The 12,312-nt window shown below is 45.0% G+C and carries 15 protein-coding genes; 14 read left to right on the top strand and 1 reads right to left on the bottom strand.

From position 1 onward, the window contains the following. Positions 1-105: 105 nt before the first annotated feature. From MH144_RS07145 to MH144_RS07105, 9 genes are all read left to right on the top strand, one after another. On the top strand, positions 106-741 hold the full coding sequence (locus tag MH144_RS07145; RefSeq protein ID WP_239298745.1) for a hypothetical protein: 636 nt from the start codon (positions 106-108) through the stop codon (positions 739-741). 22 nt (positions 742-763) lie between these two features. Next, entirely contained in the window at positions 764-1,240 is a 477-nt protein-coding gene (locus MH144_RS07140) for a GyrI-like domain-containing protein (RefSeq protein WP_239298743.1), read from the top strand. Between the two features lie 100 nt (positions 1,241-1,340). Continuing rightward, entirely contained in the window at positions 1,341-1,889 is a 549-nt protein-coding gene (locus tag MH144_RS07135) for a glutathione peroxidase (RefSeq protein WP_239298741.1), read from the top strand. Positions 1,890-1,990: 101 nt separating this feature from the next. Continuing rightward, positions 1,991-2,845: a helix-turn-helix transcriptional regulator gene (locus tag MH144_RS07130; RefSeq protein ID WP_239298739.1), complete on the top strand. Its 855-nt coding sequence runs from the start codon at positions 1,991-1,993 to the stop codon at positions 2,843-2,845. A gap of 70 nt (positions 2,846-2,915) precedes the next feature. Then, positions 2,916-3,671, top strand: a complete 756-nt coding sequence (locus tag MH144_RS07125; protein WP_239298737.1) for an acyl-[acyl-carrier-protein] thioesterase — start codon at positions 2,916-2,918, stop codon at positions 3,669-3,671. A 117-nt stretch (positions 3,672-3,788) separates the two neighbouring features. Beyond that, positions 3,789-4,037 (top strand): hypothetical protein, encoded by a 249-nt coding sequence (locus MH144_RS07120; RefSeq protein ID WP_239298735.1) that lies wholly within the window; start codon positions 3,789-3,791, stop codon positions 4,035-4,037. Between the two features lie 114 nt (positions 4,038-4,151). Further along, a complete protein-coding gene (locus MH144_RS07115; protein ID WP_239298733.1) occupies positions 4,152-4,754 on the top strand; it encodes a nitroreductase family protein in 603 nt (200 codons plus the stop codon). A gap of 104 nt (positions 4,755-4,858) precedes the next feature. Next, positions 4,859-6,490 (top strand): S-layer homology domain-containing protein, encoded by a 1,632-nt coding sequence (locus tag MH144_RS07110; protein ID WP_239298731.1) that lies wholly within the window; start codon positions 4,859-4,861, stop codon positions 6,488-6,490. A gap of 181 nt (positions 6,491-6,671) precedes the next feature. Next, the gene (locus MH144_RS07105) at positions 6,672-7,601 is read left to right on the top strand and encodes an NAD(P)/FAD-dependent oxidoreductase (RefSeq protein ID WP_239298729.1); all 930 of its coding nucleotides are present in this window, start codon (positions 6,672-6,674) and stop codon (positions 7,599-7,601) included. 102 nt (positions 7,602-7,703) lie between these two features. Here the strand turns inward: MH144_RS07105 and MH144_RS07100 are convergent, their stop codons facing one another. Continuing rightward, positions 7,704-7,895, bottom strand: coding sequence for a hypothetical protein (locus MH144_RS07100; RefSeq protein ID WP_239298727.1), 192 nt, complete (start codon positions 7,893-7,895; stop codon positions 7,704-7,706). Positions 7,896-8,020: 125 nt separating this feature from the next. On the opposite strand from MH144_RS07100, the gene MH144_RS07095 reads away from it, so the two are divergent. The 5 genes from MH144_RS07095 (at position 8,021) to cyoE (ending at position 12,218) form a co-directional block, all read left to right on the top strand. Continuing rightward, positions 8,021-9,466 (top strand): FAD-binding protein, encoded by a 1,446-nt coding sequence (locus MH144_RS07095; RefSeq protein ID WP_239298725.1) that lies wholly within the window; start codon positions 8,021-8,023, stop codon positions 9,464-9,466. Continuing rightward, a complete protein-coding gene (locus MH144_RS07090) occupies positions 9,463-10,005 on the top strand; it encodes an MFS transporter (protein ID WP_239298723.1) in 543 nt (180 codons plus the stop codon). The genes MH144_RS07095 and MH144_RS07090 overlap by 4 nt, the downstream gene beginning before the upstream one ends. Before the next feature lie 93 nt (positions 10,006-10,098). Further along, positions 10,099-10,443 (top strand): DUF3243 domain-containing protein, encoded by a 345-nt coding sequence (locus tag MH144_RS07085; protein WP_095287616.1) that lies wholly within the window; start codon positions 10,099-10,101, stop codon positions 10,441-10,443. Between the two features lie 200 nt (positions 10,444-10,643). Further along, entirely contained in the window at positions 10,644-11,210 is a 567-nt protein-coding gene (locus MH144_RS07080) for a hypothetical protein (RefSeq protein ID WP_239298721.1), read from the top strand. A gap of 150 nt (positions 11,211-11,360) precedes the next feature. Then, a complete protein-coding gene (gene cyoE, locus MH144_RS07075) occupies positions 11,361-12,218 on the top strand; it encodes a heme o synthase (protein WP_239298719.1) in 858 nt (285 codons plus the stop codon). Positions 12,219-12,312: the final 94 nt, after the last annotated feature.

Here is a 12,312-nt window from a genome sequence, read left to right as displayed (position 1 = left end):
TATGAAAAAAGGAAAGTAATGGGTTATTTTCATATGGCAAATGCTTCAGAACTATAAAACGCTGCCTCAACGGGCAGCTTATTTTGATAGAGGAAGGTGAGGGAAATGACTGTTGTAGGTATACTCGGAACCATTCATAATCCGGAATTGAGAGAAAAATATGATTGTTCACTCGCCCTATACGAATCTCTTATTACTGAATTTAAGCCGGATGTCATATGCGGAGAAGTACATCCGTTAAGCTGGCAGAAATACATCGAGGACCGCAATAACAAGGGATATTGGGGAGAGCCGGCAAGCGAGTATTGGGAACTCATATTTCCAATGTGCGAGAACAACAACATTGAATTTGTACCCATTGACTGGTTTGAATTAGATGTGTGGAATAATTTCGATCCATTTGGCGGTTACTCTGAAGTGGAACGTAAAGAGCTGGAGAAAAAAGACGATGAATGGTTTCTCAAACAAATGAGTACACATGCTTCTGGAAACATACCCTTCAATTCGGTAGAGTTTGATGAGATGACCAGCCTGAAATATGAATGGTTAAATCAAATCAATCCAACGGCTAACAATGTTCGCTGGGTTGTGCGTAATCAAATCATGATTCAGCGGGTGAAGAATACATATGATTCGAAACCGGGTAAGCGAATTCTGTGTATTGTAGGAGCGGATCATAATTATCTGTTTCAAGAGGGACTTACCGAAGAACCGATCCAACTGGTCTATCCATTGAGGTAGTTCTAACCGAGGGAGGGATTACATGGAAGCTCGAGTAATATCTTTACCTGCTTTTCAAGTAGTAGGCTATCAAATCGAAGCCACAGTTGAAACGTTTGAATCTGGCCACGGTAAGCGTGTCTATCAGGAGCTAGTGGGTAGAAAAGATGAAATACACAATAGAAAAAATCACAATGTCATTTTGATGCAAATTTACCCTCTGCACTGTGAATTCAATCCGAAGGTGGATGACTTCGTACATCTGCTCTGTTATGAAGTACATTCAGCTGATGATATTCCAGTTGGTATGATGAGTCACGCAGTTTCTGCAAACCCATATGTAACATACACTCACAAAGGGCCTGAATCGGAGCTTAGCCTCGCATATGACTACCTATACGGTCAGTGGATGAGTGAGTCTGGGAATGAGCCGAAGGACTATGATTTTGAGATCTGGGATGAGCGGTACCAGCCCGATAGCCCCGATAATGAGATTACGTTGTTTGTGGCATTGAAATGAGGATGTCCATACTTTTTTTAATACAGCAGAGATCATTTCGTATATAATAGAGGACACGTATCATTCTACATACTACATAACAATGAGGTGCACCGAACTTATGGCAACAATCTACGATTTTACAGTTACCAAAACTAGCGGAGAACGATTCCCGCTCTATCAATATGAAGGAAAGCCCGTGCTGATTGTGAATACAGCAAGCAAATGCAAATATACACATCAATTCGATGATATTCAGAAGCTGTACGATAAGTATAAGGATCAAGGTCTTCAGGTTATCGGTTTTCCATGTAATCAGTTTGCTGAACAGGAGCCCGGAAGCAGTGAAGATGCGGCTTCGTTCTGCCAGATTAATTATGGTGTGAAATTCCCCATGTTCTCCAAAATGGACGTGAATGGCGATACGGCACATCCCCTGTATGACTTCCTGAAAAAATCAGGACCGTTCGCAGGATTTGACGAGTCCGATGTGCAAGCCAAACTGTTGAAGTTAATGGTCGCGGACAAGGCACCTGAATGGCTGCACGGAGATGCAATCAAGTGGAACTTCACGAAGTTTCTGATCAATGCCGACGGGCAAGTAGTCAAACGCTTCGAACCTGTGGATTCCATGGATGCAGTTCAGGCCAGCATTGAGCAATTGTTGTAATTATAGAGATTTTGAAGAGGCCATGAGTTGAACCGTGAACAACGGTACGTTCATGGCTTCTATGCTAGATAAGAAAACCTCTCCCATAGGGGGCGCTCAAAATGACACGTATGCATCAGTTTAATGCACCGCTGGAATACAGTTATCGTTCAACACGCACTTTTTACAACGGAGCGTCTGACGGATTTCATTCTCATCCGCATTATGAGGTCTATTATTTTCATGCCGGAGAGTGTACTTATATTATAGGCGACCGTGTGTACAGCCTGGAACCAGGAGATCTGATTCTAATGCATGGGATGACGCTTCATCGGGCACATCCGGTACCTGGCGGTTTATATGAACGCACTACATTGCACTTTGATCCATCACTTATTCGCAGCAGCCTTCATCCAGATCGAATCAGCGAGGTACTTATGCCTTTTGATGAGCTGCGAAACTGCCGAATTAATCTGACGGGTGACATCCGTAGGGAATTTGAATCCCTGCTGCTGAACCTGGATCAACTATCTGTGAATTCAGGCGAGTTCAGACAGGAACGAATGACAGTACGTTTATGCGATTTGTTATATTTTGTGGCTGGCATTTGCCATGGTATCGTGGTGGATCATCGTCCTTCATCGGATAAGGAGCGCCACGTCCAGCACATCATGGGTTATGTAGATACGCATTATATGCAGGATATCGGTCTGGATGATCTGGCGAGCGAGCTTCATTTATCCAAGCCTTACTTGGCAGGGTTGTTCAAGGAAATGACAGGCAGCACCATATTTAAATATCTGTATGACCGCCGTATCAATCAGGCCAAACTGTTATTTCAGTTTCAACCTGATATTTCGGTAACTGAGGCAAGTCGATTGTCGGGGTTTAAGCGTTTGTCACATTTTAGCCGAATATTCAAACAAAACGTGGGCTGTGCCCCTGATCTCTATCGTACTCGCTTACACCGGACCTAGTGATGGGACGGCATGATATAACCCCTATCAATACGTATAACTGGTACAAATCGAAGGAGGCTTTAACGTAATGACAACGGAACTACCTTATGCATTTCAGTACCGAATCGGATCATCCGAATCGGACTATAAGTCATTATATCGGCCTTCCGCATTGCTGGAACATATGCAGCTTGCAGCAGACCGCGATCTGGCCCGGATGGGTATTACTGTATCGGAAATGCTGGATCAGGGGCTAGGGTGGATGTTACTCACGACGGATTTGACCATATTCCGCCAAGCTCGATTGGAGGAAGAAGTGAGTCTCCAGACCTGGCATAAAGGCAACAAAGGCGTCATGTGGCTGAGAGATTATGTTCTTACCGATACAAAGGGGAATCATATCGCGGAGGCACGGACTTCCTGGGCGCTTGTCGATCTCGAGAAACGAAAGATTCTGAGACCTACGGCACTGCCTTTTGAAGTGAAGTCACATTCCGAATTATCGCTGGGTGAACCCCCGGAGAAAGTGATGCTTCCTACAGCACTGGCACCACAGGAAGACTATCGACTAATCGTTAGATACAGCAGCACGGACAGCAACGGTCATATGAATAATGCCAGATACGCCGATGTATGCTGTGACGCACTTACTGCTGAAGAACTTACGGCTCGTCTGACACACATGCAGATATCATATCACCGGGAAATTCGAATGCAGGAAGAACTGGTCGTGGAACGGACGGAAGCGATGGATGGGGTAATCTGGATTCGCGGACGATCAGGAGCAGATGCGCAGAATATCATTTTTGAAGCAAAGTTAAGCCTAGAAGAGGTCGTTGCTTAAATAGTGAATATTGAGATTAAAGGCCACCCATAACCTGAGGGTGGTCTTTTTGCTGTGTTTAGAAGACATGCAGAAAAGGTAAAGAAAGGGTAATGAAACCAGAGGAGGCGTACAAGAATGAAAAATCAAATTCCGGGTCAGAATAAAGAATCGAATAAGGAGCATGCGCATGATAATCCCGAACAATATCCCACGGAGAAGGAAAGTTTGCTTGACCAGTTTGAAGAAGAGCAGACAGTGGACCCCATTCCCTTGGAGGACCTGAATATGGAACAGCAAGAAGAGAAAAATAAGGATCAGACCAAGAGCAACTCTTCGACTGAAGAGAAGTACCGTGCGGATTATCGGGAGACCGATAAAGGTTAATTTGTATATTTAGTGAAGATATAATAGTATGTTGACTAATGTATGTTACTATATTATAGTTACTAATGTTAGTTTAAAAATATAATAATAAACCAATTGTGGAGGCGAATCGTTATGTCTAAATCTTTCTTTGACGCGTTGAAAAACAGAAGATCCTATTACGGAATCAGCAAGGAATCCACGATCTCGGATGCGAAAATTCAAGAAATCGTTGAGGAAGCGGTAAAGTATACGCCAACTTCTTTTAACTCACAAACTTCCCGTGCAGTGGTTTTGCTGGGTGAACAACATGATAAACTGTGGAACCACACTGAAGAAATCTTGCGTGAAGTAGTTGGGGATGCAGAAGCCTTCAAATCCACAGCTGAGAAAATGGCCGGATTCCGCAGCGGATACGGTACAGTATTGTTCTTCGAAGACAACAATGTGATTGCACAACTTCAACAGAACTTTGCAGCCTATGCGGATAATTTCCCGATCTGGGCTAATCAATCCAACGGCATGCTGCAACTCGTAATCTGGACAGCATTGGAGCAGGAAGGTCTTGGCGCTTCACTGCAGCACTACAACCCACTGATTGATGAGAAAGTGAAACAAGAATGGAATATTCCTGAGCACTGGAGACTGATCGCTCAGATGCCATTTGGTAAACCAACAGCTACACCAGGCGAGAAAGAATTCCAGCCGGTTGAAGAGCGTGTAAAAGTACACAAATAAGTATTAAGCTTTAAATAGATTTCCAACATTTAAACACATACGGCCTCGCTTCAATTTGATACGATGATGTAAGATCGTACTCCAATGAAGCGAGGCTTTTTGATGTGAACAATAGAATAAAGAAACATGCTGGTCGACAAGTGGCAACAGTCTTGTTGGTTGCTCTATTGATACTAGCACTGTTACCGGGCTTTCCCATTTCCGTGGAAGCAGCAACGGCAAAACAGCAGTTCCAGGATATTAGCACCAGTTATGCAAAAGATGCGATAACTCATCTGGTGAACGAGGGTATTGCTGCCGGAACGTCAGAAACCAGGTTTGAACCCAAGAAGGCCGTGACACGAGCTGAATTTGCGACTTTTGCAGTTCGATTGCTCGGCTTGAAACCTGTTAAAAATAATATTAGTCCATACAATGATACTAGTACTACGGCATGGTATTATGGCAATGTTTCTGCAATGACCAATCTTTCCATCCTGGAGGGGAAAGGGCAGGGAACCTTTCAACCAAACGCATCGATTACGAGAGAAGAGGCGGCTGCCCTGCTCGTGAGAATGTTGAAACAGACTTCCGGATCAACAGGACTTTTGTCTACGACTTATGCTGATGCATCGGATATTTCCGTATGGGCGAAGCCTTATGTACAGAAGGTGTATCAGCTCGGACTGATGCGTGGTAGCGATGGGTTATTCCGACCACAGGATCAGGTGACTCGCGAGGAAGCTGCCGTGATGCTGGATGCCATTTTACAAAAGAAAGAATGGTCGCAGCAGCTTGGGAATGCTGATTCCTTGGGAATACAACTGGGCTGGCAGTATAACTCCACTACTGCGGAATTCAAGAAGCAGGTTGAACAATCCAAGGTGAATACACTGGTTCCCCGGTGGTTCTTTTTGAACAGCAGCATGCAAATTACAGACCATACAGACTCTACGCTGCTCACATGGGCAACGTCTACCAATCGGGAAGTTTGGCCGCTGCTTGGCAATCGTTCGGATGCTGCGATGACGCACCAGATGTTATCCAGTTCAGCCAACAGGACGTCGGTCGTCACTCAGGTTACTGCATTTGTGAAGAAATACAAGCTGGATGGCATTAATGTGGATTTTGAGAACGTATTGCCAGCGGATCGGGCAGGCATGACTGCTTTTGTGACGTCGCTTGCGGCTTCGCTGCATACGATTGGTGCTGTCGTTTCGGTGGATGTATCTCCTGATCTGGGTACGGACTGGACCGAAGCATTCGATTATGCCAAGCTTGGCGCCGTGTCTGATTACATGGTTCTTATGGGATATGAAGAACATTGGAATGGAGATCCTATAGCTGGATCGGTTGCCTCACTTCCTTGGGTAGAAAGAGCACTGGATACCATGCTTACTGACGTTGTGCGTGCCAAAGTTATTTTGGCGCTTCCGCTCTACACCAGAGACTGGTCATCGGCTAGCCCGGCAACAGGTTCATGGGATATTACCCTTGCGGAGCAGGGAACACGGGCACGTGCTGTGGGCTCTGTGAGACAGTGGAATGCAAGTCTGGAGCAATATGTTATTGGTTATTCAAGTAACGGCTTGGCAAGATACATCTGGGCAGAGGAGAGCCGCTCCTTAACTGCCAAAGTAAGAATGAGTACAGACCGGAAGATAGCTGGGCTGGCTTATTGGTACATGGGCGGGGAAACAGCGGATGTCTGGAATGCCATTTCTAACGCTTCCCGTTTTGAATCATATCTATTTTAATCAAATATAAGGAATAAGGGACCCAAACCTGACCGTGAACCATGCGGACGGTTTGGGTTATTTATTTTTTGTACAAGCTAGAGCTAGGACGTTTGAGTCTGATTGAGCGGTTTAATGTATAGAAGGATCGGAAGCGATCTACAGAGACCAAGACAAAAGGATGGACTGGAGGAGATGAAGGTTGCGAGAGTATGATTGCATCATCGTAGGTGGCGGGCTCGCAGGACTTCAGGCTGCCATTCAGCTGGGACGTTACAGTTCGCATCAGGTGCTGGTGGTGGATGCTGGAGAAGGCAGGTCAACCCTGTGCCGAACCTATCATAATATTTTGGGATTTCCAGAGGGTGTGTCAGGTGAAGAATTGCGATCCAAAGGCAGAATGCAAGCCGAGAAAACCGGAGTTGCATTTGAAAAGGATCGTATCATTCAAGCAGAACGGGTTGGAGAACAGATTCAATTAACGGGTTCCTCCGGCAGATCCTATTCAGCAAGGACTGTGCTGCTGGCAACCGGGCTTAGCGATCGGTTCCCTGCGATTCCGGGACTCAGGCCAACGCTGGGCAGATCAGTTTACGTGTGCCCGGACTGTGATGGTTATGAAATTCAGGATCGTCGCACTATACTGCTGGGTTCAGGAGAAGCGGGTGCCAATATGGCCATGATTCTGATCGAGCGTACTGATGATCTTCTGTATATCAACCATGAACAGAAACCGATCTCTGCCGAGCTTCACCGAAGTATGAAGGAGGCAGGCGTACGTTATCTTGAAGCTGCGGTCCAGGAAGTTCAACAAACAGAAGACGGACATATTACAGGAGTACTGACTGAAGATGGGCAGATCTATGAATCAGAACGAGGATTTATTGCTTTTGGCGGCAACCGGGTGCATTTCGAGCTTGCAGAGCAGCTTGGAGCGGTTATCGCTGATAATAAACATGTTGAAGCCGATCGTCGCAGTTTGCAGGCTGCCCCGAATGTTTGGATTGCAGGGGATTTGGGACTTCATGCGGAGCAAGCTACGGTAGCGATGGGTGAAGGCTCCATAGCGGCCATCTGGATTCACAAAGAGTTACAGAAGATTAAAAAGGAAAACAAAGTGAAGCAGTTGTAGACACAAGCAAAGCGTGACTAGGTTTCCCTTTCATAGACACATGAAAAGTCCTCCAGCCTGTTTAGGTTGAAGGACTTTTTTAATTGGCTTACGATTGAAATTCTATTGGTTTGAGTTATTTTTTTCGATTGCTGCAGACTTGTCTTTGGGATGTCCAGAAATATTGTCTACGATATCTCCAACCGCATCCTCAATCATGTCTGTCGGGCCAGGATTGTCGGGATCCGGATGAAGGACAGTGTTAACGCCGGGCTCAAGATTTTTGTTTTTCTTTTCTTTTTTAGGTTCACTCATACATATATCCTCCTTATTCAATCAGGTTTAGGGTGTTCCTTAACATCTCCAAACGTTGTAATGTATATGTAAACGATTAACCGCTGGAATAGGTTTGAAACGTTTTGGGTTAAGGAGGTAGTTATGTGTTCAAAAAAATGGGTGTGCTCCTGCTGCTCTTCGTTTTATGTATTTGGACGTATTGGAGAACGGGAGGAGAAGATCAGAATCCATATCTCATTACAGACTACAGTCGCCTACACCCGGTAAAAGTGGAACGAGTCGTACAGGGTCATCAGGAACAGCAGCTTGTAGAGCTGCTAAAGGATGCAAGGGAGAATCATCTGACGGTGTCCATTGCAGGACAACGTCATAGTCAGGGCGGACATACTTATTACCGGGACGGCATCGTTATTAATATGACTTCCTATAACCGTGTACTAGACATTCAGCCAGAAGCCAAAATAATAACTGTTCAGGCCGGAGCTACATGGGCTGATGTGCAACGAGCAATCAATCCTTATGGACTTTCGCTCAAAAATATGCAGTCTCAAAATATCTTTACGGTCGGAGGTTCGATTAGTGTAAATGCCCACGGGAGGGAGCTTCGCAACGGATCACTGATTCAGAGTGTGGAATCATTTCGTCTCCTAACTGCAGATGGGCAGATCCGGGAAGTGAGCCGTACGTCTAATTCGGAACTATTTCCATTGGCATTAGGCGGATATGGACTCTTTGGCCTGATTTTGGATGTAACGCTGACGTTGACGGACGATGAATTATATCAACTTAACGTAGACCGGGTGCAGGCCGCAGCGTATCCAACGTATTTCCGTAATAATGTACTTGGCGATCCGGATATGCGGATGCATCTGGCCCGTATTTCACTTCAGCCGGGCGAAGGGTATTTTAGCGACATGTATGCTCTTAATTATGCGATCGATGCAGAAGCCTCACTTCAGGATTATAATAAAATGTCTGTCCGTGAACCGGGCGTGCTGCCGGCCAAGATTCTATTTAACCTTAATCGCGGAACGGTTTGGGGCAGAGAGTGGTTTTGGGAACTGCAGCAGCGATATTTCGATTCACAGGACGGAACGAAGATCAGCCGGAATAATGCGATGGCTTCTCCATCTGCGTTTATGGAATATCATCAGCCCGGCACTAACGATTTGCTGCAGGAGTATTTTATTCCTGTGGATGCTTTTCCAGCTTTCGTTGAGGAGATGGGGGATATCGTTTCCCAAGAGAAACTGGATCTGCTGAACATAACCGTTCGTTATGTACCAAAAGACGATGAAGCTGTTCTATCCTATGCGACACAGGACATGTTTGGTCTGGTATGCCTATTCCATGCCTCGCTGTCAGACGAAGAACAGAGTAAGTTCAAGGCTAGTTTGCAGAAGATCATAGATTCAGTGATCCGCTTCAAAGGTACCTATTATTTGCCCTATGAGGCATATGCCACAGCAGATCAATTCGATCAAGCCTACGCTCACAAGGATGATTTCTTTGCAGCGAAGGAACAGTATGATCCAGAACATGTATTCATGAACTATTTTATGGAGCAATACGGAGGGAACGGTAAATGAATATGAAATGGTTGGTCCGATCACAGAGCGTGATTACCCTTGCTTCGGGTATGATTTATCCTTATTATTTGTTGTTTCTTAAAAATCTCGGTAACAGCTTTTCCAAATATGGACTTGCCTTTGCTGTTTTTACAATTAGTTCAGCGGCCGCATCACAGTGGCTGGCCCCTCGGCTGGACACGTATGCAAAACGGTGGCTCATGATGAGTTCACTGGGCATGGCTGGCGCAATGGTTGCTTTTCCGTGGATTACAAGCTATATATGGGTATTGCTGCTGCAGGCAATCATGGGGCTATGCAATGCCATGCAGCGAATGAGTGAACGGGTGCTGCTTGCAGACTATACGGAGCCAGGTAAAAGGGGCAAAGCGGTTGGCAATTATCATTTCTGGACATCAGCTGCATCAGGATTTGCCGTGATTATCGGTGGACTGCTGATCGATTGGCTTACGATTGATGTTTTGTTTTATTTGAGTGCTATGTTGTATGTTTGGGGAAGTATATCCATATGGCGGTCGAATGATGCAACAACCCGTTAATAAATGAAGTGTTGAAATAGCCTGATTAAACTCCAGCGAGACGTTTATATTATAGATGACAAGCCAAATATTACGCTTAAGGAGGAATTCAAAATGAATGAGAGTAATCATGTAATTCATAAAGATGGTCAAGTGGCAACGGAGAAGGTAGAGAACGCAATCGACAAAATTGCGCCTGAGGAAAGAGAACAGATTCTGCAGAACTTCGATGCCTTTAAAGAGTATTTGGGTAAACGGATTGCTATGGGAGAATCCATTGGCCTGGGTGAAGAACAGATGGCCAAAATTGCAGAGAAGGTAGCTGACTATCTGGCAGCCAAAGAAGAGCCCCGCAATCGTGAAGAGAAATTGCTGCAGGAGCTATGGAATGTAGGTAAGGAAGAGGAACGACATATGCTGGCCCATATGCTGGTCCGTCTTGCACAGCACACTCATTAATACCAAGAGAACCTTGGATGCGAAGCATTTGAGGTTCTTTTTTTATTGTAACTATTTTTCATCTCGCTGATACTTTTAAATGATTGTAAACAAGTATGATGATTTTAGTAAAAGTTGAAACGAATTTTCACATGACCGTTTGAAGCCAAACCCTTCCGGTTAAGGAAATAGTAACGTTCATATAAGGAGAGATGCTGCCTATGAAGAACGCGGCGAAACAATGGAAATTAAAAATACTTGGTACTGCTGCGCTATTGCTTGGTATCATTGTGCTTACTACATATTTGCTTACACCGGCGAATGCCGAGGAGAGTGCCGGTTCCTCACAGGCTTCCGCAAAAGAAGCTCAGGCAGCCAATTCCGAGATGTATACAGCTTATGTGGATGAGCTGCAGCAGGATAATGGCAAACTTTATTTGATCGTGGATAGAATCGGATGGTATCAGGGAGAAGAAGCGGATAAAGTGTTTGAGCAGCGCAACCCTGATTCGGGTATAGATGGAGCTCCGGATGGATACTATATTATCAACGACAGCAAGGAGCAGGACAAGATTGAAGTTAGCGGCAATGCCGAAGTGCTGATGCAGCTGTATGATCGGGATGGGACGGTAAAAGGGACAGAGATTCAGTGGAATGAACCGATTGCTCTCAGCAAATTTGAATCCTTGTACGAGAACAAAAACATTGTGGATCTGTCCGTATTCCCATATCACATTACTGTGCAAGATGGAAAGGTTACAAAAATCGTTCAGCAATATATCCCATAACATTAGAGCTTAGTTAGCATTCCTCCTGTTCGTGAGAACGGTGAGGGATGCTTTTTTGATTATGACAAAATGTTAAAGAAGATTGTAATTCATTGTAGGTACATGTATCATTATTGGAATGGTGTTTTTACATAGTTCAGGAGGCTTCTCATGCTTAAAGACATGATTGCATTAACAAAGCCCAGACTTCTGAGGCTCAATGTATTTGCGGTTGCCGTAGGATTCTGGGTCGCATCAAAATGGGATATCTCTTGGTTATCCCTGCTGCTTGTCATTATTGGATCTACTCTCGTTATCGCATCGGCGTGTGTCATCAACAATTACTGGGATCGAGAACTTGATCAGAAGATGGAACGGACCAAGAAACGCATTGAATATATCAACCATCTTCGTCCCGCTTTTGTACTTTGGTACGGTATCATTCTCGGGTTGGCTGGTTTTGCTGTATTATACATCTGGGTGAACCCGCTGTCAGGCTGGCTTTCACTTCTTGGGTGGTTTGCTTATATCGTGATCTATACGATATGGCTGAAGCGCAGCTCCACCTGGAGCACTTCCCTTGGTGGCATAGCCGGTGCGATGCCGCCGGTAATTGGTTACTGTGCAGTGACCAATCAAATTGATATGGGTGCATGGTTGCTGTTCGCATTGTTATTTCTATGGCAGCCGCCACACTTCTGGTCGCTTGGGATTCGGCGAGTTGAGGAATATCGTGCAGCCGGCTTTCCACTTTTGCCTGTTGTGAAGGGGATTAAACGGACCAAGTTTCAAATGGTGCCTTACGTGTTCCTGTTGCTCCCTGCTGTATTTTTGTTGTACTACTACGATTACGTTGGACTTGTTTTTCTAATCGTGTCACTGCTAAGCAGTGTGGCCTGGTTCATCCATACCCTTAGCGGGTTGAAGACGAAGGATGACGAGAAATGGGCCAAAATCAACTTTTTGATTTCGGTTAACTATTTAATGCTTATTTTTATCTTGATGGTTGTGAATACGACCTGGAGGTAAACACATCAAAACGAACGCCTTATGGTACAGCGTGTAGACAAGCTAATTTGTCTTCATGAAGGGCCTGAGGTGTTTTTTTGATATAATTAACAGA

Source organism: Paenibacillus sp. ACRRY, from assembly GCF_022346995.1.
GTDB lineage: Bacteria > Bacillota > Bacilli > Paenibacillales > Paenibacillaceae > Paenibacillus.
The sequence above is the reverse complement of the archived record's forward strand: the minus strand, read 5'-3'. Positions and strand labels throughout refer to the sequence as shown.

What these genes read in the sequence shown, in the direction of transcription:
- MH144_RS07115 (WP_239298733.1), top strand. Translation starts at nt 4,152, where the DNA reads ATGTCTAAATCTTTCTTTGACGCGTTGAAAAACAGAAGATCCTATTAC.
- MH144_RS07125 (WP_239298737.1), top strand. Translation starts at nt 2,916, where the DNA reads ATGACAACGGAACTACCTTATGCATTTCAGTACCGAATCGGATCATCC.
- MH144_RS07090 (WP_239298723.1), top strand. Translation starts at nt 9,463, where the DNA reads ATGAATATGAAATGGTTGGTCCGATCACAGAGCGTGATTACCCTTGCT.
- MH144_RS07135 (WP_239298741.1), top strand. Translation starts at nt 1,341, where the DNA reads ATGGCAACAATCTACGATTTTACAGTTACCAAAACTAGCGGAGAACGA.
- MH144_RS07120 (WP_239298735.1), top strand. Translation starts at nt 3,789, where the DNA reads ATGAAAAATCAAATTCCGGGTCAGAATAAAGAATCGAATAAGGAGCAT.
- cyoE (WP_239298719.1), top strand. Translation starts at nt 11,361, where the DNA reads ATGCTTAAAGACATGATTGCATTAACAAAGCCCAGACTTCTGAGGCTC.
- MH144_RS07080 (WP_239298721.1), top strand. Translation starts at nt 10,644, where the DNA reads ATGAAGAACGCGGCGAAACAATGGAAATTAAAAATACTTGGTACTGCT.
- MH144_RS07140 (WP_239298743.1), top strand. Translation starts at nt 764, where the DNA reads ATGGAAGCTCGAGTAATATCTTTACCTGCTTTTCAAGTAGTAGGCTAT.
- MH144_RS07100 (WP_239298727.1), bottom strand. Translation starts at nt 7,895, where the DNA reads ATGAGTGAACCTAAAAAAGAAAAGAAAAACAAAAATCTTGAGCCCGGC.
- MH144_RS07085 (WP_095287616.1), top strand. Translation starts at nt 10,099, where the DNA reads ATGAATGAGAGTAATCATGTAATTCATAAAGATGGTCAAGTGGCAACG.
- MH144_RS07130 (WP_239298739.1), top strand. Translation starts at nt 1,991, where the DNA reads ATGACACGTATGCATCAGTTTAATGCACCGCTGGAATACAGTTATCGT.
- MH144_RS07145 (WP_239298745.1), top strand. Translation starts at nt 106, where the DNA reads ATGACTGTTGTAGGTATACTCGGAACCATTCATAATCCGGAATTGAGA.